Source organism: Serratia sp. BNK-4, from assembly GCF_048685115.1.
GTDB lineage: Bacteria > Pseudomonadota > Gammaproteobacteria > Enterobacterales > Enterobacteriaceae > Serratia > Serratia bockelmannii.
Map to the genome: position 1 here is coordinate 2,972,341 of NZ_JBLQTM010000001.1, position 22,623 is coordinate 2,994,963.

General features: G+C 63.1%; 24 protein-coding genes, 3 tRNA genes and 1 riboswitch. Of the genes, 11 read left to right on the forward strand and 16 right to left on the reverse strand.

Annotation, left to right across the window (positions count from 1 at the left end; genetic code table 11):
• Positions 1–73: 73 nt before the first annotated feature.
• The 4 genes from ACMGGW_RS14255 to ACMGGW_RS14270 all read right to left on the reverse strand — a co-directional run bounded on the left by ACMGGW_RS14255 (position 74) and on the right by ACMGGW_RS14270 (position 3,369).
• On the reverse strand, positions 74–706 hold the full coding sequence (locus tag ACMGGW_RS14255) for a helix-turn-helix domain-containing protein (RefSeq protein WP_025303392.1): 633 nt from the start codon (positions 704–706) through the stop codon (positions 74–76).
• Between the two features lie 155 nt (positions 707–861).
• On the reverse strand, positions 862–1,332 hold the full coding sequence (locus ACMGGW_RS14260) for a MarR family transcriptional regulator (RefSeq protein WP_197832305.1): 471 nt from the start codon (positions 1,330–1,332) through the stop codon (positions 862–864).
• The gene (locus ACMGGW_RS14265) at positions 1,322–2,809 is read right to left on the reverse strand and encodes a UbiD family decarboxylase (protein ID WP_049203987.1); all 1,488 of its coding nucleotides are present in this window, start codon (positions 2,807–2,809) and stop codon (positions 1,322–1,324) included. The genes ACMGGW_RS14260 and ACMGGW_RS14265 overlap by 11 nt, the downstream gene beginning before the upstream one ends.
• Positions 2,810–3,279: 470 nt before the next feature.
• Positions 3,280–3,369 (reverse strand) — tRNA-Ser (locus ACMGGW_RS14270).
• A 92-nt stretch (positions 3,370–3,461) separates the two neighbouring features.
• Here ACMGGW_RS14270 and mtfA point away from each other — a divergent pair.
• Positions 3,462–4,262: a DgsA anti-repressor MtfA gene (mtfA, locus tag ACMGGW_RS14275; RefSeq protein WP_025303395.1), complete on the forward strand. Its 801-nt coding sequence runs from the start codon at positions 3,462–3,464 to the stop codon at positions 4,260–4,262.
• 99 nt (positions 4,263–4,361) lie between these two features.
• Positions 4,362–4,437, forward strand: a tRNA-Asn gene (locus tag ACMGGW_RS14280).
• Positions 4,438–4,491: 54 nt separating this feature from the next.
• Here ACMGGW_RS14280 and gap read toward each other — a convergent pair.
• The 4 genes from gap to ACMGGW_RS14300 form a co-directional block, all read right to left on the reverse strand.
• Complete coding sequence (gene gap, locus ACMGGW_RS14285; RefSeq protein ID WP_025303396.1) at positions 4,492–5,502, reverse strand: type I glyceraldehyde-3-phosphate dehydrogenase; 1,011 nt, start codon at positions 5,500–5,502, stop codon at positions 4,492–4,494.
• Positions 5,503–5,579: 77 nt separating this feature from the next.
• Positions 5,580–6,554, reverse strand: a complete 975-nt coding sequence (locus tag ACMGGW_RS14290) for a GlxA family transcriptional regulator (RefSeq protein WP_197832306.1) — start codon at positions 6,552–6,554, stop codon at positions 5,580–5,582.
• Positions 6,555–6,680: 126 nt separating this feature from the next.
• Positions 6,681–7,415, reverse strand: a complete 735-nt coding sequence (locus tag ACMGGW_RS14295; RefSeq protein WP_164099733.1) for an SDR family NAD(P)-dependent oxidoreductase — start codon at positions 7,413–7,415, stop codon at positions 6,681–6,683.
• A 13-nt stretch (positions 7,416–7,428) separates the two neighbouring features.
• Positions 7,429–8,451, reverse strand: coding sequence for an LLM class flavin-dependent oxidoreductase (locus ACMGGW_RS14300; RefSeq protein ID WP_025303399.1), 1,023 nt, complete (start codon positions 8,449–8,451; stop codon positions 7,429–7,431).
• A 149-nt stretch (positions 8,452–8,600) separates the two neighbouring features.
• Positions 8,601–8,703: riboswitch (TPP riboswitch) on the forward strand.
• Positions 8,704–8,765: 62 nt separating this feature from the next.
• Here ACMGGW_RS14300 and ACMGGW_RS14305 point away from each other — a divergent pair.
• From ACMGGW_RS14305 to ACMGGW_RS14320, 4 genes are read left to right on the forward strand one after another with little or no spacing between them, the layout of a single operon-like run.
• The gene (locus tag ACMGGW_RS14305; RefSeq protein ID WP_043140011.1) at positions 8,766–9,449 is read left to right on the forward strand and encodes a TenA family protein; all 684 of its coding nucleotides are present in this window, start codon (positions 8,766–8,768) and stop codon (positions 9,447–9,449) included.
• Positions 9,446–10,186, forward strand: a complete 741-nt coding sequence (locus ACMGGW_RS14310; RefSeq protein WP_025303401.1) for an ABC transporter ATP-binding protein — start codon at positions 9,446–9,448, stop codon at positions 10,184–10,186. Before ACMGGW_RS14305 ends, ACMGGW_RS14310 begins: the two co-directional genes overlap by 4 nt.
• Positions 10,183–10,950, forward strand: coding sequence for an ABC transporter permease (locus ACMGGW_RS14315; RefSeq protein WP_049209462.1), 768 nt, complete (start codon positions 10,183–10,185; stop codon positions 10,948–10,950). Before ACMGGW_RS14310 ends, ACMGGW_RS14315 begins: the two co-directional genes overlap by 4 nt.
• Positions 10,951–10,985: 35 nt before the next feature.
• Complete coding sequence (locus tag ACMGGW_RS14320) at positions 10,986–11,921, forward strand: ABC transporter substrate-binding protein (protein ID WP_197832307.1); 936 nt, start codon at positions 10,986–10,988, stop codon at positions 11,919–11,921.
• Here ACMGGW_RS14320 and ACMGGW_RS14325 read toward each other — a convergent pair whose 3' ends face one another.
• Complete coding sequence (locus ACMGGW_RS14325; protein WP_033651824.1) at positions 11,922–12,662, reverse strand: transporter substrate-binding domain-containing protein; 741 nt, start codon at positions 12,660–12,662, stop codon at positions 11,922–11,924. It abuts the gene before it with no gap.
• A gap of 283 nt (positions 12,663–12,945) precedes the next feature.
• Between ACMGGW_RS14325 and opgB the strand changes: the two genes are divergently transcribed.
• Positions 12,946–15,249: a phosphatidylglycerol--membrane-oligosaccharide glycerophosphotransferase gene (gene opgB / locus ACMGGW_RS14330; RefSeq protein WP_049205537.1), complete on the forward strand. Its 2,304-nt coding sequence runs from the start codon at positions 12,946–12,948 to the stop codon at positions 15,247–15,249.
• A 139-nt stretch (positions 15,250–15,388) separates the two neighbouring features.
• A complete protein-coding gene (locus ACMGGW_RS14335) occupies positions 15,389–16,852 on the forward strand; it encodes an AMP nucleosidase (RefSeq protein WP_127146046.1) in 1,464 nt (487 codons plus the stop codon).
• A 36-nt stretch (positions 16,853–16,888) separates the two neighbouring features.
• Here ACMGGW_RS14335 and nac read toward each other — a convergent pair whose 3' ends face one another.
• Positions 16,889–17,812, reverse strand: coding sequence for a nitrogen assimilation transcriptional regulator NAC (gene nac / locus ACMGGW_RS14340; RefSeq protein WP_043139985.1), 924 nt, complete (start codon positions 17,810–17,812; stop codon positions 16,889–16,891).
• Positions 17,813–17,863: 51 nt separating this feature from the next.
• Entirely contained in the window at positions 17,864–18,088 is a 225-nt protein-coding gene (locus ACMGGW_RS14345) for a hypothetical protein (RefSeq protein ID WP_164067409.1), read from the reverse strand.
• Between the two features lie 62 nt (positions 18,089–18,150).
• Here ACMGGW_RS14345 and ACMGGW_RS14350 point away from each other — a divergent pair.
• Positions 18,151–18,226, forward strand: a tRNA-Asn gene (locus tag ACMGGW_RS14350).
• 57 nt (positions 18,227–18,283) lie between these two features.
• Here ACMGGW_RS14350 and ACMGGW_RS14355 read toward each other — a convergent pair.
• Positions 18,284–18,724 (reverse strand): DMT family transporter, encoded by a 441-nt coding sequence (locus ACMGGW_RS14355; protein ID WP_148123875.1) that lies wholly within the window; start codon positions 18,722–18,724, stop codon positions 18,284–18,286.
• Positions 18,725–18,747: 23 nt separating this feature from the next.
• A complete protein-coding gene (locus tag ACMGGW_RS14360) occupies positions 18,748–19,266 on the reverse strand; it encodes a GNAT family N-acetyltransferase (protein ID WP_148123570.1) in 519 nt (172 codons plus the stop codon).
• Positions 19,267–19,304: 38 nt separating this feature from the next.
• Here ACMGGW_RS14360 and ACMGGW_RS14365 point away from each other — a divergent pair, with 38 nt between their 5' ends.
• The gene (locus ACMGGW_RS14365) at positions 19,305–19,874 is read left to right on the forward strand and encodes a helix-turn-helix domain-containing protein (protein ID WP_148123571.1); all 570 of its coding nucleotides are present in this window, start codon (positions 19,305–19,307) and stop codon (positions 19,872–19,874) included.
• Between the two features lie 13 nt (positions 19,875–19,887).
• Here the strand turns inward: ACMGGW_RS14365 and ACMGGW_RS14370 are convergent, their stop codons facing one another.
• The 3 genes from ACMGGW_RS14370 to ACMGGW_RS14380 form a co-directional block, all read right to left on the reverse strand.
• Positions 19,888–20,181, reverse strand: coding sequence for a DUF2623 family protein (locus tag ACMGGW_RS14370; protein ID WP_147823978.1), 294 nt, complete (start codon positions 20,179–20,181; stop codon positions 19,888–19,890).
• Between the two features lie 132 nt (positions 20,182–20,313).
• Positions 20,314–20,901 (reverse strand): nitroreductase family protein, encoded by a 588-nt coding sequence (locus ACMGGW_RS14375; protein ID WP_043143183.1) that lies wholly within the window; start codon positions 20,899–20,901, stop codon positions 20,314–20,316.
• A gap of 69 nt (positions 20,902–20,970) precedes the next feature.
• Positions 20,971–21,867: a LysR substrate-binding domain-containing protein gene (locus ACMGGW_RS14380; RefSeq protein WP_043143182.1), complete on the reverse strand. Its 897-nt coding sequence runs from the start codon at positions 21,865–21,867 to the stop codon at positions 20,971–20,973.
• A gap of 115 nt (positions 21,868–21,982) precedes the next feature.
• Here ACMGGW_RS14380 and ACMGGW_RS14385 point away from each other — a divergent pair, with 115 nt between their 5' ends.
• Complete coding sequence (locus ACMGGW_RS14385; protein ID WP_015378414.1) at positions 21,983–22,618, forward strand: flavodoxin family protein; 636 nt, start codon at positions 21,983–21,985, stop codon at positions 22,616–22,618.
• Positions 22,619–22,623: the final 5 nt, after the last annotated feature.

Sequence of the window (22,623 nt, forward strand, 5' to 3'; positions counted from 1 at the left end):
CTTATTGGCTTTGCTTCGCATAAATAAATGCGAAATAAAGTATTTAACTTCTGAACAAGTAACCAACCAGTCATCAACTCTCGGCCAGGCGGTACACTGGGACCTTGCGCGTCGTGCCGGTCAGGGTGTCGAAGATCTCCGTTTCCGCCGTCACGATCGCCATGCCAGTTTTTCTTAGCCTGCGCACCTCGGCAGCAATGCGCTGGATGCCGAACCAAAACAAGCCATCCAGCGCCGTCACCGGCAACCCTTGCTCCAGCGCCAGCTTAAGCCGCTCACGCGGCGCCTTGAGCGCTTTGGCAATTTCCCGGTAAGGCAGCGCATCCACGCCCGACGCAGATGTTCGGTGAATACGGGTCGACAGGCCGTATTGGAAAGCCTCCGGCACGCCGCTCAAATCGCTTTTCAGGCTGTAGACACAGCCAAAGCGCTTGCCGTTGAACACCACATTTTTTTGACTGATCGACAACTCATCACGCAGGCCGGCAATCAGCTGCGGTGCCCGCACCAGCAATAAGCGAAATGGCAATTCAAAACTGGTCACGTAGTCCACATTGAGCAGCGCAATGCGCAGACGCTCTTCCGCCCCGGCCTGCGTCTCGCGGCACTCGTTCAACACCTCGCTCCACTGGTGCGCGAGCCGCGGGGCTTCATCCAGCGGCGCGAAATGGTATTTCTCGATGTGGTAGTCGATTCTTTCGTTCATGTCCGTTGCCCCCGCGTCAGTCATCATTGCCATCAGCAAATTACCTTACCTGCGGTCAACAGTACAACACCGCATCGTGCAGCAGAATGCGGTCAAGCGGGATAAAACGGCGCCCCCGCCACCGAGCGTTTTCTCCGCAACTGGGACCGGAATAGCTAAGGGGTATCGATAAACAACATCATGCGTTGCAAAGCGTCATCCAGGGCACTGAGCCCCGCGTCATCCAGGCAGGCCATCAGTTGGGCGTCATAATCCGCCACCCATTGCCTCGCCTGGTCAAAAATGGGGCGAGACGCCGGCATGACGCGCAGATATACCGCGCGCTTATCTTCCGGATCGGGGAAGCGCGCGACCCACCCCCGATTAACCAGTTGGGTGATCGTACGGCCTAGCGCGGTGCGATCGGTCTGCGAATGCGCTATCACCTCGCTCATGGCCACGTCGCCCGGAAAACTGTAGAGAATACGCAACGCGCGCCACTCATGGAGGCTGAGCCCTTGCAATGCGAGTAACGCAGACAGCCGTTTTTCGCGGTGACGCACCACCTCCGTCATCCTGTAAAGCGCACCGTCGGGCAATCCCATTCCCCGTCGGCCGCTATGCCTGTCTTTTTTTTCAGAACCCATACTGTTTCCAATTAGCCTCGACTTTTACCCTGACCTGTTCCGGATACGAGTGCCTGAAAGAGGCGGTACCCGCACGTGTTACGCCGCTGAACTGCTCGGGGAACAGGCAGTTGATGATGGCTTTGCCGCCGCTGCCGCGCGCCTTGTCTTCTTCCGACAGGTACGGCACCATCGGGAACTCGCGTACGTCCGGGAAAATAAAATGATCGCGCGCCGGATGTGAGCGCGTAGCCAACGCCCAAACCACCTGATTGATATCGACAATATCAATGTCATTGCCGACCAGAATCAGTTTGGGGATCAGGTAGCCCGCATGCGAACCGAAGACTACTTCCGCCACCTTACCGGCAAAATCCGCCGCGTTGGTCCTCATGTCGGCCAGTTTTTCAATATCGACGGACACCACCGCCCAACAGGTTGCCGCCTCATAGGAACACCAGACAAAGTCGACGGGCAATGCCGCGCTCTGCAGGGTTTCCAGCAGTTGGGCCGATATCATGGTGCCCCAGATCGTATGATTTTCTTCCGGCGGCGTGCCGGCGACGCAAATCGGCAAAATGGGGTCATCGCGAAACGTCATCGCGTGCACATGGAACACCGGCTGTTCATGGCCCTGCTGGTGTTGATAGCCGTGATACTCCCCCATCGGCCCTTCCAGCGCCGTCTCCGTCAGGCTGATTTCACCTTCCAGCACAATTTCCGCATTGGCCGGCACCCAGAGATCGTTGGTTTCCGCTTGGGTGAGCGTGACACTTTTACCGAGCAACGCGCCGACATAGTCAGGCTCACTGACGCCGGCCGGCAACGGCATCCCCGCGACCGCCACCGCGGCAGGCGGCGCCCCGAGCACCATCGCCCACGGCGTAGGTTTCCCTTCCCGACGCCACATTTCACGGATCATGCCGATGTGCTGGGTGGGGATTGCCGGGCCGGTGAGACGATTGCGATCGAGCATCATGAGCCTGCCGATGCCCCAGCTGTGCCACTTCCCGTCCGGGGATTGCACGACATGGAACCCGTAGGTGCCAAAATAGCGCCCGCCATCCCGTTCATGCAGCAGAGGCACCGGGAAGCGTGCCAGATCAACCTCGTCACCTCGCCAAATATTCTCTTTCACCGGGCCGGTCGAACAATAATCGGGGGCAAGCGGTTCCGCCTTCACCGCCCGGCGAATCGCCGCCACGATATCTCGCGGGGAGCTCTCTGGCGGTAGGCCAAAATGGAGGGCGAGGCGAGAATAGGCATGTTCCGCAGAAGCGAGCATGCCGGCCGGCGCGCCGAGAATGCGAGCCCCCGGCATCGCGCCCGCCACATGATGAAATAGCGGAGCCGAAAGCCGTTGCTCATAGACCCGGCGGCAGACAGCCGCTATCTCCAGGTCGGCGGAAACTTGCTGATGCACGTCGACCAAATCGTTTCTGCGACGCAACTCCTCAATGAAGTGACGAAAATCCAGTGCGCAATCGAGCAAACTCATGGCAAATCCTCCAGTTTCCGGGCGTTCAGTCCCTTCTATTCCCATCGCGGCGGAGAGGAGACCGTTTTTATGTGCATGTGCACACATATTAGTGCACGAAAAATCGCGTGTAAATACACGCTACCCTGGAGATGTGGGGCATGTTGTCAGTCTGGCAAACGCTTCAAGGGATAGCGGAGTCAGGCCATGCACGCCCCTGCCGGCAGGCATTATCATCGTGGCGGTTTCACACCTTCAGCATGATTGGCCTGCGCCTAGCACTGGGCTTACCACAAGCGCCGCACCGGGTTTAAGCGCAACATGGCTCACAAAATGAAGAACATAATCGCAAAATGCTATTCGTTGATATTGCACGGGTTATAATGCGGAAAAGGATCTCGGCCAACGCAAACCGGTTTCAGATCGAACGGTTTACAAGCATTAGCGAAAGAAAAGGATTTTGATTCGATAGGGAACAACGAGGGGTAAAGTGGCGGAGAGAGGGGGATTTGAACCCCCGGTAGAGTTGCCCCTACTCCAGTTTTCGAGACTGGTCCGTTCAGCCGCTCCGGCATCTCTCCTAACAACGCTTGCTATCATGCCCGCTTTTACGGCATTTTTACAGCATTAGCACACCGCTGAACGTTCAAGTGACGACTTTACGAGCAACCTGATGATTAAATGGCCGTGGAAAGCGACTCAACCCTCTCAACCCCAGGCAGACACTCAGGCCCAGTGGCAGGACGCGCTGGCGATCCCGCTGCTCTCGCCGCTGAATGAGCAGGAGCAGCAGCGGCTGGTGGCCGTTGCCGGGCAGATCTTGCAGCAAAAGCGCATCGTGCCGCTGCAGGGGCTGCAGCTCACCTCGCAAATGCAGGCGCGCATCGCCCTGCTGTTCGCCTTGCCGGTGCTGGAACTCGGCGCGGAGTGCCTCGACGGCTTCAACGAAATTCTGCTCTACCCCACCCCGTTCGTGGTGGAAGACGAATGGCAGGACGAGATCGGCCTGGTGCACTCGGGGCCAGTGGTGCAGTCTGGCCAAAGCTGGGAACAGGGGCCGATCGTGCTCAACTGGCAAGACGTGCAGGACTCTTTCGATCTCTCTGGTTTCAATCTGGTGATCCACGAAGCGGTGCACAAGCTGGATATGCGCAACGGCGGCGTCGCCACCGGCGTACCGCCGATCCCACTGCGCGAGGTGGCCGCCTGGGAGCACGATCTGCACGCCGCGATGGAAAGCCTGCAGGACGAGATCGACATGGTCGGTGAAGAGGCCGCCAGCATGGATGCCTATGCCGCCACCGATGCGGCCGAGTGCTTCGCCGTGCTGTCGGAGTATTTCTTCAGCGCTCCCGAGCTGCTGGCCGAACGCTTCCCGGCGCTGTATCAGCACTTTTGCCGCTTCTACCGCCAGGATCCGCTGGCGCGCCTGTTGCGCGGCCAGGTGGAAAACGACGCGCAATGGGCTGATTGACGGGCTTATTGCTCAGATACCGAGCAGTCGCACCGCCTGGGGCAATTTAGCGTTGACACACCCGGGGCCGCTGGATATCATGCGCCCCGTTCACACGATTCCTCTGTAGTTCAGTCGGTAGAACGGCGGACTGTTAATCCGTATGTCACTGGTTCGAGTCCAGTCAGAGGAGCCATATTTAGAGAAGCCCGCTTAAGGAAACTTAAGCGGGCTTTTTGCTATGGGGCGTTTACAGCCCGCGTTTTTCCATCAGCAGCGCCAGATCGACCAACCGATTGGAGAAGCCCCATTCGTTGTCATACCAGGCGAGCACTTTCACCAGATTGCCGCCGATCACCAGCGTGGACAGCCCGTCGATGATCGACGAACGCGCATCACCCCGGTAGTCGCTCGACACCAGCGGTTCATCGCTGTAGCCCAGGATCCCTTTCAGCGGGCCGGATGCCGCCGCCGCGCGGAAAGCGGCGTTAATCTCTTCCACCGTCGCCGGGCGTTTCAGCGTCACCGTCAGATCGACGATCGAGACGACCGGCACCGGCACCCGCAGCGAGTAACCGGTCAACCTGCCGTCGAGATCCGGGATCACCTTGCCGAGCGCCTTGGCCGCGCCGCTGGAATAAGGCACGATCGATTCCGCCGCCGCCCGCGCGCCGCGCAGATCTTTTTCCGGCTGATCGTGCAGCGCCTGGCTATTGGTATAGGCGTGAGTAGTGTTCATCAGCCCGTATTCGATGCCGAACGCCTGATGCAGCACCTGCGCGGCGGGCGCCAGCCCGTTAGTGGTGCAGCTGCCGTTGCTGACCACTTTATGCAGCGCCGGATCGTAGAGCTGGTCGTTAACCCCCATGACGATGGTGATGTCGTCGTTCTTGGCCGGCGCCGAGATAATCACCCGCTTGGCGCCGCCGTGCGTGATGTGCACTTCCGCCTTGGCCTTGTCGGTAAAGAAGCCCGTCGCTTCGATCACCACGTCAACGCCCACGCTGCTCCAGGGGATCTCGGCGGGGTCGCGCTGCGAAAACACCTGAATCGGCCGGCCGTCCAGCAGCAGTTGGTTGTCGCCGGCTTCCACCCTGGCCGCCAGCGTGCCGGAAAGCGTGTCGTATTTCAGCAGGTGCGCCAGCGTTTTGCTGTCCGTCAGATCGTTGATCGCCACCACTTCAAAATCGCTGCGCCCCAGCGCCGCGCGCAGCACGTTGCGTCCGATCCTGCCAAATCCATTAATGCCTACTCTCACCATGATGCACTCCTCGTTTTGGGCTTTGCCTCGACTCTAGCCCTGCCCCGAGGCGGCGTAAATGACGTTTACCGATCAATTTACGCCAAATTGCGCGCATGGAAGCGTTCGCGGTATTCGCTCGGGGTCAGCTGCAGTTTGCGCTCAAACACCCGCCGTAGGTTAAGGCCGTTGCCAAAGCCGGTGGCCAGGGCGATCTGCTCGATGCCTTGCGCACTCTGCTCCAGGCGCTGCCTGGCGGTATGCAACCGGCCTTCTTCGACGAATTTGGCGGGAGAAATGCCCGTCTCGCGGGTGAATACGCGGGTAAAGTTGCGCGGGCTCATCGCCACGCGTTCGGCCAACCGATCGACGCTGAGATCGTCGGCGAGGTTTTCCAGGATCCAGGACTGCAGGTCGCGGATCGGGCCCGGCGATTTGGCCTGGTTGAGCGGGTAGCGGCTGAACTGCGCCTGCCCGCCGGGGCGGCGCAGAAACATCACCAGATCCTGCGCCACTTCGCGCGCCTGCACGAAGCCGTAATCATCCTCCACCAGCGCCAGCGTCAGATCGAAGCCGGAACTGACGCCGCCGGAGGTCCAAATCGGCCCGTCCTGCACGTAGATCGGGCCGTTTTCAACCTGCACCCGCGGGAAGCGCGCCTGCAGCGTTTCCGCCAGCCGCCAGTGGGTAGTCGCCCGCCGCCCGTCCAGCAATCCGGCTTCGGCCAGCAGCAGAGCCCCGCCGCAAACCGAGGCGATACGGCGCGTCTGCGGCGCCGCGCGGCGCAGCCAATCCGCCACCAGGGCGCCCTCTTCTTCGGTTACCCCCTTGCCGGCAACAATGACGGTATCGCGCGGCTGGGCCGGATCGAGATCCGCCAGGCGATGGTCAGCCAACAGGCTCAGCCCGGACAGGCCGTGCACCACCCGGTGAGATTGCGTAGTGGCGACCGCGATCTGATACAGCGGCGTCTCGGCGGAACTCAGGCGATTAGCCTGCATCAGGATATCGGCGATGCCCGCCGCTTCGAACAGCATGCCCCCTTCAGGGACGATAATCAGGAATGTATGCATGGCGATAATTACAAGAAAGAGCAAAACAGGCCAGACAACCACTGTATAAGAAAAGCGCCACGGGTTCACCCTGCGGGCATAAAAAAGCCCGCCGATAACCTCGACGGGCCTGGAAGGAATAACCATTCAAACCTGCGGCAAGCTCACCCCGCCAGCGCGCGCCAATTGCGCCAACAGCGCCGTTTGAAACACCTCGTCGTGTACCGCCGCGTGGGGTTCGAGGCGCTGCTGATGGTGCCAATATCCGCCGGACGCCAGGGCCTGCGGTTCATCGCTGCTCACCAGCCACGCCTGCGTCACATGCCCCAGCGCCAGATCGTCGGGCGCGTCCGCGCCGCCCATTTTTGTCGGCACCCAACCGGGATCGACCGCGCTGCTGATCACGTCAGGCCACAGGCGCGCCACGGCGGCGGCCAGCGCGGTGACGAACAGTTTGCTGTCCGAATAAGAGCCTGCGGCGCCGCCAAGCCAATCCACGCCGTTCAGTTCCGCCACGCCGTCAAAGTGCATACTGCTGCTCAGATAGACGATACGCTTGGGGCGTTCGATCAGGGCCGTCAGCAGGTAGGGCGCTATGACGTTCACCGGCATCACCTGCGGTCCGGTAAACATACCGGCATTGTGGATCACCGCGTCCGGGCGACCGAGGCGATTGACCTGCTCGGCGAGCTGCCGGATCTGCTGCACATCGGACAGATCGCCGATCGTCGCCTGTGCACCGCGATCCAGCAGATCGCGCACCGCGTCCAGACGGCCGGGCTCACGCGCATGCAGAATCACCTGATGTCCTTCGTCCAACAGCGTTTGCGCGGCGGCGCGGCCCAGCCCGTCCACCGAGCCGGTAATGAAAATGCGTGACATGCAGCTCCTCCGTTTAGCGCCAGCCGAGCGCCGGCGCGACATGGGTTAAAATCGATTCGATAACGTGGGCGTTGTAATCCACGCCCAGCTGGTTAGGCACGGTCAGCAGCAAGGTATCCGCTTCGGCGATGGCCTCGTCCTGCGCCAGCTGTTCGATCAGCGCGTCAGGTTCTGCGGCGTAACTGCGGCCAAAGATCGCCCGGGTTTGCGCATCGATATACCCCAGTTGGTCGCCTTCCTTACCGCTGCCGCCGAAGTAGTTGCGATCCCGCTGATCCACCAGCGCGAAGATGCTACGGCTCACGGAAACCCGCGGCTCATGCGTGTGGCCGGCCTCTTGCCAGGCGGCGCGGTAGGCGCGGATCTGCTTGGCTTGCTGGATGTGGAAGGGTTCGCCGGTCTCGTCGTTCTTGAGCGTCGAGCTTTGCAGGTGCATGCCGAGCTTCGCCGCCCAGACGGCGGTGGCATTGGAGCCGGCGCCCCACCAGATGCGGTCGCGCAGCCCGGCGGAAAACGGTTCCGGCCGCAGCAGCCCGGGCGGATTCGGGAACATCGGCTGCGGATTGGGCTCGGCGAACCCTTCGCCGCGCAGCGCTTCCAGGAACACTTCGGTATGGCGGCGGGCCATGTCCGCATCGGTTTCGCCGTCGGCCGGGGCATAGCCGAAATAGCGCCAGCCGTCGATCACCTGCTCCGGCGAGCCGCGGCTGATGCCGAGCTGCAGCCGCCCGCCGGCGATCAGATCCGCCGCGCCAGCGTCCTCCACCATGTACAGCGGATTTTCATAGCGCATGTCGATCACGCCGGTGCCGATCTCGATGCGTTGGGTTTTGGCGCCGATGGCGGCCAACAGCGGGAACGGCGATCCCAGCTGGCGCGCGAAGTGGTGCACGCGAAAATAGGCGCCGTCCGCCCCCAGATCTTCGGCGGCGACCGCCAGATCGATGGACTGCAGCAGCGCATCCGCCGCGGAACGGGTGCCGGACTGGGCGGAAGGCGACCAGTGGCCAAACGAGAGAAAACCAATCTTTTTCATCGGGCATCATCCTCAGAGGCAAAACATGGGCCTACAGTGACAAAAACCGCGCGCCTTGCGCCAGCAAAATCACCCTCGATCGCACTAAACGAACCGATTGCCGCCGCACCGCCCGGCGATTGTAATCAAAAAACAAATGTCGTATAACAAGCAGCTCCGAGGGGTGTCCTGTTACGGGCTGAGATGGCGCAAGCCGAACCCTTTGAACCTGATCTGGGTCATGCCAGCGAAGGGACGGTTAGGCAACAACGCTCTCACCCGTTGCCTGTTCATGCCCCAGCGTGCCCGGATCTCCACTGACTCAAGGAGGTCCCATGTCCATCACCACCCTGTTCGAAAGCGGTCTTTACGGCCGGCTGCGCCACCATGCCGGCAGCCACTGGCAAGATTATGTCGATCATCCATTTCTGCAGCAGCTGGCCGCCGGCACCTTGCCTGAACGCGCTTTTCGCCGCTACCTGACCCAGGACTATCTGTTTCTGCTGCACTTCGCCCGCGCCTACGCGCTGCTGGTCAGCAAGCTACGCACCCTGCCGGAGATGCGCGCCGCCACCGCCTCGCTCAACGGCATCGTCGCCGAACTGCCGTTGCACGTGGCCTACTGCGCCGAATGGGGGCTGAGCGAAGCGCAGATCGCCGCCCAGCCGGAAGCGGCGGAAACCATGAACTACACCCGCTACGTGCTGGATATCGGCCATGCCGGCGACGCCCTCGATCTGCTGGCCGGCCTGCTGCCCTGCGTGGCCGGCTATGCCGAAATCGGCCTGCGGCTGCTGCACGATCCCGCCACTCAGATGGAGGGCAATCCTTACGCCTCCTGGATCCGCAACTACGGCGACGAGGGCTATCTGGCCGGCGTGCGTGCCGCCATCGAACTGCTGGAAACCGTCGGCCACCAGCGCGGCGCACAAGGCCGCTTCACCGAGCTGGCGCAGATTTTCACCACCGCCACCCAGCTGGAATCGGCATTTTGGCAGATGGGGCTGAACGCCTCATGACCTCCCCGCTTCTCCCACCCGGCATCCAGGTGCGGGATCTCAGCCTGCGTTTCGGTCAGCAAATCGTCTTCGACCGGCTGAGCTTCGACATCGCCGGCGGCAGCTTCGTCGCCCTGCTCGGCGCCAGCGGCGCCGGCAAAACCAGCCTGCTGAAGATCATCGCCGGCCTGGCGCAGGCCAGTTCGGGTACGGTGACCGGCAGCGACGGTTTGCCGATCGCCGGGCGCATCGCCTACATGGGGCAAAAAGACCTGCTCTACCCGTGGCTGACCGTCGAAGAGAACGTCGCCCTCGGCTCGCGGCTGCGCGGCGAAGTGGCGGATCGGGCGTGGGTGGCGCATCTGCTCGAACGCGTAGGCCTGGCCGCGCATGGCCGCAGCCTGCCCGCCGCGCTGTCCGGCGGCATGCGCCAGCGCGCCGCCATCGCCCGCACGCTCTACGAACGCCAGCCGATCGTGCTGATGGACGAACCCTTCTCCGCATTGGACGCCATTACCCGCGCCGAGATCCAAAGCCTGGCCGCCGAGCTGCTGGCGCAAAATACCGTACTGCTGATCACCCACGATCCGATGGAGGCCTGCCGCCTGAGCCACCGGCTGCTGGTACTGTCGCCCTGGCCGCTGGGCCTCGACGATACCCACCGTATCAGCGGGCAACCGCCGCGCGCGCCGGATGACGCCGACCTGCTGAAAAGCCAGGCCGAGCTGCTGCAACAGCTGGTGAGGGCCGCGCAATGAAGATTGCCGAAGAGCATGGCCTCACCCGCCTGCGGCGTGGGCTGACGGTGTTTGCCGGCCTGCTGCTGCTGTGGTGGCTGGCGGCGCAAAGCGGCATTCCGGCCTTTCTGCTGCCCACGCCGGGCGCGGTGGCGCAGGCGCTGTGGGACGGGCGCGGCTATCTCGCCTGGCACACGCTGGTCACGGCTTCGGAGATCGTCAGCGGGCTGGTGCTGGGCGTGCTGCTCGGCGCGGCGCTGGCGCTGTGCATGATCTTCTCGCCGCGGCTGCAGCGCTGGCTGATGCCACTGGTGCTCACCAGCCAGGCGATACCGGTGTTCGCCCTGGCGCCACTGCTGGTGCTGTGGTTCGGCTTCGGCATGAGCGCCAAGGTGGCGATGGCGGTGCTGGTGATTTTCTTCCCGGTAGTGTCGGCCTTTTTCGACGGGCTGCGCCGGGTCAACAACGACTATCTCGATCTGGCGCGCACGATGCGCGCTTCGCGTTGGGCGCAGCTGCGGCACGTGCGGCTGATGGCGGCGCTGCCGGCCTTCGGCTCCGGCCTGCGCATGGCCGCCGCCGTCGCGCCGATCGGCGCCATCATCGGCGAATGGGTCGGCTCGGCCGAAGGGCTGGGCTACGTGATGCTGAACGCCAACGCGCGCATGCAGACCGACGTCTGCTTCGCCGCGCTGTTTATTTTGGTGCTGATGACCGTGCTGCTGTGGGCCGCGGTGGATGCGCTGCTGCGGCGTCTGATCGCCTGGGCGCCGGAAAACGACTGATGATTGCAACCATAACCAGGGATAAAGGAACGACCATGATCAAACAAACCGTTTGCGGGCTGCTGCTCGGCGCCGCCCTCACCGGCCAGGCCGGCGCGGCCGACAAGCTGACGCTGGTGCTCGACTGGTACATCAACCCCGATCACGCGCCAATTATGGTGGCCGAGCAGATCGGCGCCTTCAAGGCCGCAGGGTTGGACGTCAAGATCGTGCCGCCGTCCGATCCGGCGCTGCCGCCGCGGCTGGTGGCCGCCAAACAGGCCGACCTCGCCATCACCTATCAGCCGCAGCTGCACTTCTTCGCCGATCAGGGCCTGCCACTGATGCGCGTCGGCACCCTGATCAACACGCCGCTGAATACGGTGATCGCGCTGGACAAAAACATTACGTCGCCGGCGGATCTCAAGGGCAAAACGGTGGGTTACTCGGTCAGCGGCATCGAACAGGCGACGCTGGCCACCATGGTCGAACACGAGCACCTCAAGCCGCAGGACATCAAGCTTATCAACGTCAACTTCCAGCTGACCAGCGCCCTGCTGGCGGGCCAGGTCGATGCGGTGATCGGCGGCTACCGCAACATCGAAGCGCTGGAGCTGAAGCTACAGGGTAAAGAACCGGTGGTGTTCAACGTCGAAGACTACGGCGTGCCGGCCTATGACGAGCTGATCATCGTCGCCAACCGCGATGCGGTGAACGAGCCGAAAATCCGCAAATTTCTCGCCGCGCTGAAGCAAGGCAGTGACTACCTGCACGCCCACCCGCAGGACACCTGGCTGGCGTTCGCCAAGGCGCACCCGGAGCTGAATACCGAGCTGAACAAACAGGCGTGGCAAGCCAGCCTGCCGCTGTTCGCGCGCGATCCGGCCAAGTTGGATCGGGCCCGCTACCAGGCTTACGAACAGTTCCTGTTCGACAACAAGCTGATCAAGAAAATCACCCCGGTAGACCAGTATGCGGTGGAGCTCGACTGATCACGCCGAGGCGGCCGGCGGCGCCACCGTCACCTCGCCCTGGCCGCTGCGCTGCAGGGCCGCCTTCACCAGCCCGTTGGCCTTGCAGCGTTCGATAAACGCGTTCACGTAGGCAGCGCCCTGCGTTTTTTGCCGCGGCACCGCCATCGCCTGGCGAATGGCGGTGAAATGCCCATCCAGCACTCGGTAGCCGGGATGGGCGGCCGCGGCGGCCAGCAGCGGTTGACGCACGCCGGCCGCCGCCTCCAGCCCGCGTTCGAAAAACAGCGCGATCGCCTCGGCGGAAGTTGCCGCCCGCACCAGCTGCGCCTGCTGCAGCGTACGCGACAAAAACAGATCGTACGCGGCACCCTGGCCGACCGCAATGCGCACCTCCGGCCTGTCGAGCTGCGCCACCTCAAAGTAAGGCGCGTCGTTCGCCACCAGGTAAGTCCCCTCAATGATCACGTAGGGTTCGCTGAAGGCGATTTGCGCCGCACGTACCGGCTCGATAGCCATAAACGCCAGGTTCCAGGCGCCGCTGTCCAGGTCGGCGAACACCTTGCCGGCCGCGTCATAGGTGACCAGTTCGAGCGCCACGTCCAGTTCGCGAGCCAGCGCGGCGGCCAGCTCCACCGAAGCGCCTTGCGGTTTACCGCCGGGCCCGGCCTGCGCCAGCACCGGATTGCCGAGATTGATCGCCGCGCGCAACACGCCTTGCGGGGCCAGATCGTCGAGTACCGCTGCGGAAATCGTCTGCATACTTCCTCCTGAATGGCTGATGGACGCGCCGTCGTGGCGCTCATTAAGCGTAGAGCGAAACCTCCGACCAGCAAGCTTTCGCCGCCGAGGCCGCCGTCGGCGTGATTAACGTCACACTATTGTCATAAAAATGTACAATAGCCGCCGTTCGTCGGCCGTAGCGGGAGATCGCGCGTTGTTCCGCCGCCGGCAATAGGCTATACCCTTCACTTTTCGCGCCGCGGCACGGTCAGCGGCGCAGACCAGGGCAGCAACGTTTTTTCAATCAGACAGGGTTTGGCGGATGGTTTTAGCAGTCGTTTCTTTTGTTCTCTTCTTGGCGTCGATTTTGATTTATCGCACCCGGGCCGCCGCCAACCGCTGGTGGTTCGCCATTTTGCTGACGCTGCTCGGCAGCTATCTGGTGCTGAACGTTATTCTGATCGCCAGCAACTACTTTACCGGCGACGGCATCACCGACGCGGTGATTTACACCGTCACCAGCAGCCTCAAAGGCGCGGGCATCAGCAAATACGTGCTGCCGTTCATCGGCCTGCTGGCGGCGTTGGGGCTTATCTTCGCGGTGCTGGCCCGCAGCCTGCTGCGCCGCAAAGCCAAAGGCAGCAGCGTGGCCTACAGCCTCGTCGCCGTGCTGCTGGCGCTGTTTTCGGTCGGCACCACCCCGGCATTTCAGGACATCTCGCTGCTGGTCAAGAGCCAGATCGTCGGCGATACCGCCGATTTCACCACCTACTACAAGGCGCCGAAAAAGACCGTGCAGGGCAAGCGGCCGAACCTGGTGTACATCTATGCCGAGAGCCTGGAGCGCACCTACTTCGATACCGAGCTGTTTCCCGGCCTGGCCGACGAGCTGAACGCCCTGCGCGCGGACAGCATCGATTTCAGCAACACCCAACAGCTGCCGGGCACCGGTTACACCATCGCCGGCATGGTCGCCTCACAGTGCGGCATTCCGCTGTTCGCGCCCTTCGACGGCAACGCCTCCAGCGCGGTCTCCACCTTCTACCCGGAGAACGTCTGCCTGGGCGACGTGCTGAAGGCCGCCGGCTACAGCAACTATTTCTATCAGGGCGCCGAGCTGGCGTTCGCCGGTAAAGACACCTTCCTGAAATCCCACGGCTTCGACCACGTTTACGGCTTCAAAGAGCTGCGCGAACAGGTCGCCGATCCGAGCTACAAAAACGACTGGGGCTGGTACGACGACAGCGTGCTGGACGTGGTGTACGGCAAGTTCGTCGAGCTGTCCAAACAGCGCCAACCGTTCTCGCTGTTTACCCTGACCGTCGATACCCATCACCCGGACGGCTTTATCTCCGCCGGCTGCAGCAAGAAAAGCTACGCCTGGCAGAACAAGGAAAACCGCTCGCTGAGCGCGGTGGCCTGCAGCCAGCAACACATCGCCGCGCTGATCGACAAAATCAAACGCTCGCCCTATTTCAGCAACACCGTGATCGTGGTCTCCTCCGATCATCTGGCGATGAACAACACCGCCTACGACATCCTGACCAAACAGAAGCGCCGCAACCTGTTCTTCATCATCGACGGCACCCGGCCGCAGGCGGAGCAGCGCAACGAGAAGCGCAGCACGCTGGACAACGGCGCCACGGTGCTGGACGTGATGGGCGGCGACAACTACATCGGCCTCGGCCGCAGCAGCCTGTCGGCGCCGTCGCTGTCTACGGTGTTCCTGAATATCGAAGAGAAAATTAACGGCTGGAAACCGGCGGTGATCAACCAGTGGGGCCTGCCGAACCGCATCAGCGACTACAGCGTGGACACGCGCCAACGCAGCTTCAGCTTCTCCGGCGTCACTTACAAGGTGCCGTTCATCCTGCGGGTGGGCGACAACCGCATCGAACCGATGTTCAACGTCTACCTCTCCACCCCGCTGCGCAAACAGCTGGCCGGGCTGGGCGCGGGGGAGAAATTCGTCTGGGTCGATAAATGCTACGAGATCGGCCGGGTCTGGGCGCCGCAGCTGGCGCTGAGCACCGACATCTGCGTGGCCTCCGGCACCCTGGCCTCGCCGCCGCAGATCGCGCAGGCCAGCGGCGAACGCTTCAACGGCAAGGTGAACTTCACCGGCCCGGCGACGGACAGCGTCGCCGATTACCAAAACGCCGTCGCTCGCCTGCAGGTGGACGATGCGGCGGTGAAATACCGGGCGGACGCCATCGAGTTCATGCTGCCCGGCCTGCCGGAGCAGGTGAAGGCCATTACCGGCGTTTCCGCCGTCGAGGAGTGGGGCCGCTGGTCCGACGCCAACCTGGCGCCGGCGGTCGACATCGATTACGTCGACCCGCTGCCGAAGACCTTTGATCTGGTGCTGCGCGCCCGCGCCTACGGCAACAACGTCGGCGAACCAATTTCGGTGCGCGTCGGCGACGAAGAGCGCTTCGTGTCGCTCGGCGAGCAGGACAGCACCGTCACCCTGCGCTTCGACAACCCGCGCGGCGCGCAGAAGATCAGCATTACCCCGCCGGCACCGACCGAGCCGAAAGAGAGCGCCAGCGGCGGCTTCACGCCGAAGAAGCTGGGCATCGGCCTGGTATCGCTGAAGGTCGAAGCGGCCGCGCCCGCCTCCTGATCCCCCCGCCTTCACGGGCGCGGTAATTTCTTTGCCGTGCCCGTCATTTCGACCAAGCTTTTACGCCCTGCTTCGGCTAACCTGTGACGGTGAAATGCCGCCAATCCCGCCCCAGAGCCGGGACATCGAAGGAGAAAGTATGAGCTATGCCCCACCTCGCAGCGGCCTCAGCGCCGATCAGGCACTCGATCAACTGGAAGCCCTGTATGACGCCGCGGTAGACGCGCTGCGGCAGGCGGTCAGTGACTTTATCAGCCACGGCACCCTGCCGGACCCGCAGGCGCGCACCGCCGGGCTGTTCGTGTATCCCGAGCTGCGCGTCAGCTGGGACGGGCAGCAGTCCGGCCCGAACAAAACCCGCGCCTTCGGCCGCTTTACCCATCCCGGCAGCTACAGCACCACCGTGACCCGGCCGCAGCTGTTCCGCCACTATCTGGCCGAACAGCTGGCGATGCTGGAACACGACTACGCCGCCCATATTGAAGTGGCGCCGTCGCAGCAGGAGATCCCGTTCCCTTATGTGATCGACGGGTCCAGCCTGGCGCTCGATCGCTCAATGAGCGCCGGTATCGCGCAGCATTTCCCCACCACCGAGCTGGCGCAGATCGGTGACGAGACCGCCGACGGTCTGTATCACACCACCGACAACCATTTCCCGCTGTCGCATTTCGATGCGCTGCGCGCGGATTTCTCGCTGGCGCGTCTGCGGCACTACACCGGCACCCCGGTGGAGCATTTCCAGCCGTTCGTGCTGTTCACCAACTACACCCGCTATGTGGACGAGTTCGTGCGCTGGGCCTGCGCGCAGATCGCCGATCCGGCTAGCCCGTACATCGCGCTCTCCAGCGCCGGCGGTACCTACATCACGCCGGAAACCAGCGCGCCCGAGCAGGCGGTGTCCGATCTGGCGTGGAAAAACCACCAGATGCCGGCCTATCACCTGATTTCACGCACCGGTCAGGGCATCACGCTGATCAACATCGGCGTCGGGCCGTCCAACGCCAAAACCATCTGCGATCACCTGGCGGTGCTGCGCCCGAGTGCCTGGCTGATGATCGGCCACTGCGGCGGCCTGCGCGAAAGCCAGAAGATCGGCGATTACGTGCTGGCCCACGCCTATCTGCGCGACGATCACGTGCTGGATGCGGTGCTGCCGCCGGATATCCCGATCCCGAGCATCGCCGAGGTGCAGCGCGCCCTGTACGACGCCACCAAGATGGTCAGCGGCATGCCCGGTGAAGAGGTCAAACAGCGTTTGCGCACCGGCACCGTGGTCACCACCGACGATCGCAACTGGGAGCTGCGCTACTCCGCTTCGGCGCGGCGCTTCAACCTCAGCCGCGCGGTGGCGGTCGACATGGAGAGCGCCACCATCGCCGCCCAGGGTTACCGCTTCCGGGTGCCGTACGGCACGCTGCTGTGCGTCTCCGACAAACCGCTGCACGGTGAAATAAAACTGCCGGGCCAGGCCAACCGCTTCTACGAAGGAGCGATCTCCGAGCACCTGCAGATTGGCATCTGCGCCATCGATCTGCTGCGCGCCGAGGGCGATCGTCTGCACTCGCGCAAGCTGCGCACCTTCAACGAACCGCCGTTCCGGTAACGGTGCTCAGGCCCGCTGCGGCGGGCCTTTTTTTCCTCAACGCACCAGTGCCAGTGCGCGTTTTTCCTGGCTGCGGCCGCCGGCGATCGACAGCAGCAGGTCTTTGACCAGCAGCGCCGGGGCGGACAGCGCCTGTTGACCCGACATGCACAGCGCCAGCGGCACCGACATCGTCGGCGCATTGATGCGCGCCATCCAGGCCTTGGCCGGGCCGATCATCGCGCGCGCCACCGATTCCGGCAGCACGGTCGCCCCCAGCCCGCTGGCGATCGCGGCGCTCAACGCACCCGAGGATTCGATCTCCCCCACCACGTTGGCAGCCAGCTTGCGCAGCGCCATCGCCTCCTCCAGCTGGTTGCGCACCGCATCGCCCTCGCGCGGCAGGAACAGGTTCAGCCGCGCCACGTCCAGCAGCTCGACGCTGTTGCCGGGATGCGGCACCGCGCGCGTCGCCACCAGATAGAGATCTTCCCGCATCAACGCGATGGCGTGCAGCCCGGCGGGCATTTTGGCGCCGTAGACCATCGCCATGTCCAGCGTCTGGTTAGCCACCTGCCCGGTGAGCGTCGTGCCGCCGTTTTCATGCAGGCTGAGCAGGATGCCCGGCTGCTGATCGCGCAGAGTCTGCAGCAACGGCAGCGCCAGCTGCGCCGCGGTGCTACCCGACGCCAGCCCGAGCGACACCTGGCCGCTCATCGCCTGTCCGGCGCTGTTGACCGCGCTCTGCGCCTGCTCGCACTGGCGCAGAATGGTCTGCGCATGGGCATACAAAATGTTGCCGGCCTCGGTCGGCTGCACGCCGCGCTTGGTGCGGATCAGCAGCTGTTGCTTCAGTTCCCCTTCCAGCGTCGCCAGCTGCTGGCTGAGCGCCGGCTGGGCGATGTGCAACACTTCCGCCGCCTGGGTCAGGCTGCCAATATCGACGATTTTCACGAAGTACTTCAGACGTCTGAAATTCATAGTGCCTCCAGCGAGCCGCTAAATTGAGAATGCCGAAATCCGGTCATGCAATCACAGCAAGATCCAGGCCAGAGTCGGTAAACGGCCGTGGAAGCGGGGTACAAAGCGGTAAATGGCCGTTCGCCGGGCGGCGCGCGCCACCGCGCAGGGCAGGCGTTGCACCATCGGCAGGCAAATGCGCCAAACAACGGGCAACCCGGCGGCGCTGCGCGCGGGATAAGCAATAAAAGCGAGAAAAAGCAGCAGGTTGGGTAATCTTGCAGCAAACGGACGCATCGGGCATTTTCGCGCTTTACAAGCCGCAACCGCCCCGCTATTATTCGCCCCGTTCACACGATTCCTCTGTAGTTCAGTCGGTAGAACGGCGGACTGTTAATCCGTATGTCACTGGTTCGAGTCCAGTCAGAGGAGCCATATTTAGAGAAGCCCGCTCAGGGAAACCTGAGCGGGCTTTTTGCATGTCAGCCGCCCTCAAAAGCTGCGTTTCGCCACCAGATAAGCGCCCGCCACCAGCAGCAGGGCGCCCAACAGCGCCGGCAGATTCTCGCGCAGCGCCGCCGGGCCGGCGCGGTAGACGTCCACCAGCAGCCCCATGCACAGCTGGCTGGCGACCAAGATCGAGATGGTGGCCGCCGCGCCCAGTTTTTGGTAGCCCAGGATGCCGGCGAACACGAACAGCGATCCCAGCAGCCCCGGTAACAGCATCCACCACCTGGCGGCGCCGGTCACTTCCGCCACCGCGCCGAGGCCGTTTTTGGCCAGCAGCAACCCCACCAGCAGCAACAAACCGACGCTGGAGTTGATCACCAGCGTGATAAGGATGGTCGAAACGCTTTCGGTAATACGCACCATCAACAGATTCTGCACCACCAGCCCCATCCCGGCCGCGATCAGCAGTAGCAGTAACAGCATATTCATCGCCCTGCCTCCCGGGGTCAGCGCGTCGGCGGTGCCGCCCGCTCGTCAAGCGTCAGCTGCAGGAACGTCAGATCCAGCCATTGGCCGAATTTGGCGCCCACTTGTTCCATGCGCCCCACGTCGCGGAACCCCAGCGCCAGATGCAGCTTAATCGACGCCTGATTGCCGGATTCGATGCCGGCCACCATCACATGCTTGCCGATCTCCCGCGCCCGTGCAATCAAGGCGATCAACAGCGCCTTGCCAATCCCGGCGCCGCGATGCGCCTGATGGACATACACCGAGTGCTCTACGGTATGGCGATAGCCGTCCCAGGCGCGCCAATCGCCGAACGACGCGTAGCCGATCGCCTTGTCCGCGCCGTTCACCGCCACCAGCACCGGGTAACCTGCCGCCTGCCGCTCGCCGATCCACGCCGCGCGGTTGGCCGCATCCACGGTTTGTTCATTCCAGATGGCGGTGCTGTTCAACACCGCGTCGTTATAGATAGCGGCAATCGCCGCGCTATCGTTGAGCGTCGCATTTCGTATAATCATGGTTTACCCCGGCCAATTGTCCACTATAATACTACGATATGAATATTAAATTAGACAATCTAAATCAGCTGATCGGCGCACGCATTCGCATTGAGCGCGAGGCGCGCCACTGGTCGCTGTCCGATCTGGCCGAACGGGCGGGCGTCTCACGGGCGATGGTTCATAAGATCGAGCGCGGCGAGAGCAGCCCGACGGCGATGCTGTTGGGCAGGCTGGCGGGGGCGTTCGGCCTCAGCATGTCCAAGCTGATCGCCCGGGCGGAAACGCAGGAAGGCCGGCTGCTGCGCCGGGAAGATCAACCGGTCTGGGTCGATCCGGAGAGCGGCTACGTGCGGCGCCACGTGTCGCCGCGCACCGATCTGCCGCTCGATCTGGTGCGCATTGAACTGCCGGCCGGCGCGACGATCCCGATGCCGGCTTCGGTGTATGCCTTCAAGCGCCAGCTGATCTGGGTCTTATCCGGTGAGTTGGTCTTTGTGGAAGGTGACGCGCGCCATGACATGGCCGAGGGAGACTGCCTGGAGCTCGGCCCGCCGGCGGACTGCCGCTTTGAAAACCAGAGCGACCAACCGTGCGTGTATATGGTGGCGGTGCTGAGCGCCGCCTGACACCCCGCCCGCGCTAGCCCTGCGTCGGCCGGTTATAGCCGGCGCGGAAAAACTTCGCCGCCAGCCGGCTGTCGCCGCCGGAAAAGAACTCGCTCATCGGCTCACTGCCGAGGCCATAGGCGCGGCTCAGCTGCCCGGCCTCGAACGCCGCCCGGTTTTCGTCGCCGCAGCGCTGCGCCAAATGGTGCGCATAACCGAGCACAAAGCCGCGCTTGTAGTCGGAGCAAAAGCGCGACAGCTCCGTCTCCGGCTTCAGGCTCTCTGCCTTTAGCCCCGCCAACAGCCCTTTGCCAAAATGATCTCCCACGGGTTCCTCCTCATTACGCAATCGCTATATAACAAAATATACAGCGAATAAGCGAACGCGAACATACTCCCAAAGTTTTACTCGCCGCATAAAAAAGGCCCGCAAAGCGGGCCTCGGCGAGAACGCGGGCAATCACAGCGTGAAATTCAGCCCTTCGCTGACGGTCTTGCCCAGCGGCAGGCGGCCCGACGGCGCCTCTTTTTCCTGCAGGAAATCCGGCAGGCGGGCTTTGTCGCCCGGTTTGCCGATCGCCACCATGGCGTGCACCGCATAGTCGTCCGGCAGCTGCAACGCCGCTTTGATCTTGTCGTGGTGAATGCCGCTCATGCAGTGGGTCAGCCAGCCTTTCAGGTGCGCCTGATGCGCCAGGTTGGCCCAGGCTGCGCCGGTGTCGAACGCGTGGGTCGGGTTGTCCACCAGCCGCTCGCCGTTCAGGCTGGTGGTTTTGGAGACGATCACCACCAGCGCCGAGGCGTGCTGCGCCCAGCCGCGGTTGAAGTCGATCAGGAACTCCAGGTAGTTCTCCCAGCTGTCGGAGCCGTGCTTGCTGTAGGCAAAGCGCCACGGCTGAATGTTGTAGGCCGAAGGCGACCAGCGCGCCGCTTCAAAGAAGCTCAGCAGCGTTTGATCGTCGATGGCGTCGTTGGTCATCGCGCGCGGCGACCAGCGCTCGATAAATTGCGCGTCAATCGGGTAATCGGAGGTTCTTGGCTGGCTCATGATAGGTTCTCGCAGTGAAGTAAAAACAAAAGTTCGCTGATATTCCCACAGCTTAGGACGGTAAAACTTTTATTTCGTGCCATTGCCTTGCGGCAGTTCCTGCTGCAGCCAGGCGAGAAACGCCCTGACCGGCGGGTGCCGCTCGCGTCCCGGCGCGCACAACACGCTGTACGCGGCACCCGGAACGCGCACCTCCGGCCGGTACGCCACCAGCAGACCGTTGTCCACCATCTCGGACACCATCACCGAGCTGGCGAGCACCAACCCCTGCCCGGCCACCGCCGCCTGCAGGGCGTAATGTTCCTCGTGATAGCTGCGCATCGCCGCATGGCGCTGCCACCAGTCCACGCCGGCGGCCCGGCACCAGTCATGCCAACCGCTGTCGTACAGCGCAGAATCCCCCCACTTCACGGTGATCAGCACCGGATTTTCCGGTTCGGCGGCAGCCAGCCCCGGCGCGGCGTAAACGCCAAAGCTCTCCTCCAGCCGCGCCGTCTGATGCAGCGAGGGATAGTGTGCGCGACTGTAACGCACCGCCACATCCACGCTGGCGTCCTGCTGCAGATCGATCACCTCGGCGCAGGCCTCCAGGCGCACCAGATAGTGCGGGTACGCCTGGTAGAAACGCCCCAGGCGCGGCACCAACCACAGCGCCGCGAACGAGTGCGTCACCGAGACGCATAGCGAGCCGCTGCTGGGCTGCGGCCGCAGGCCTTCGAGCGTGGCGGCGATGTCCAGCAGCGCGCCGTGCACCCCGGCGAACAGCGTTTCTCCCTTCGCCGTCAGCCGCACGCCGCGCGGCACCCGCTCGAACAGCGCAAAACCCAGCTGCTGTTCCAGCGCCTTGATCTGGTGCGAAATCGCCGTCGGCGTCACCGCCAGCTCGGCCGCCGCCAGCTTGAAGCTGCGCAGGCGAGCGGCGGATTCAAAGGTGCGTAACGCGTTGACGGGCAGCGTAGCGAACATGGTGAAGCCTCTTGGGATGAGTTGAGTTCATCCTGGCAGAAAAACCGTCATTTGTCGCCTGCAGACGTTCGCTTCTAGATTAAGGCTGAGTTCACTTCACACCAAGGAGTATGACATGAATACAGCTCATCAATCCAAGCGCCTGGTGGTGCTGATCGGCAGCCCGCGCCGCGACGGCAACAGCGCCACGCTGGCGCAGGCGATCATGGCGGGCGCCGCCGAAGCCGGCACGTCCGCCAGCCTGCATTTTCTCGACGATTACCTGAGCGGTTTCCTGAGCGATGAACGCCATACGCCGCCGCCGGCCGATCGCTACGCCGAGCTGTTCCTGGAGCACTTCCTGCCGGCCGACGGCGCGGTATTTTGCACGCCGATTTACTGGTACGGCATGTCGGCGCAAACCAAGGCCTTTTTCGATCGCTCGTTCAGCTTCTATTCCAACGCCTACCCTCAGGCGGAACAGGTGCACCAACGCATGAGCGGCAAACGCATCGGGTTGGCGGTGGCGTCGGAAGAAACTTATCCCGGCGCGGCGCTGGGCATCGTGCATCAGATCCAGGAGTTCAGCCGCTACACCCATTCCGCCTTCGTCGGACTGGTGCACGGCGCCGGCAACCAGCGCGGCGAGATCGCCCGCGATCCGCGCAACCCGCTGCGGGCCGCCCGCGAGTTGGGGCGCGAGTTCTTCACCCGCCCCTACTCGGATTATCAGATGGACAGCCCGCGCAGCACGCAGGTTTGGACGGAATAGCCACG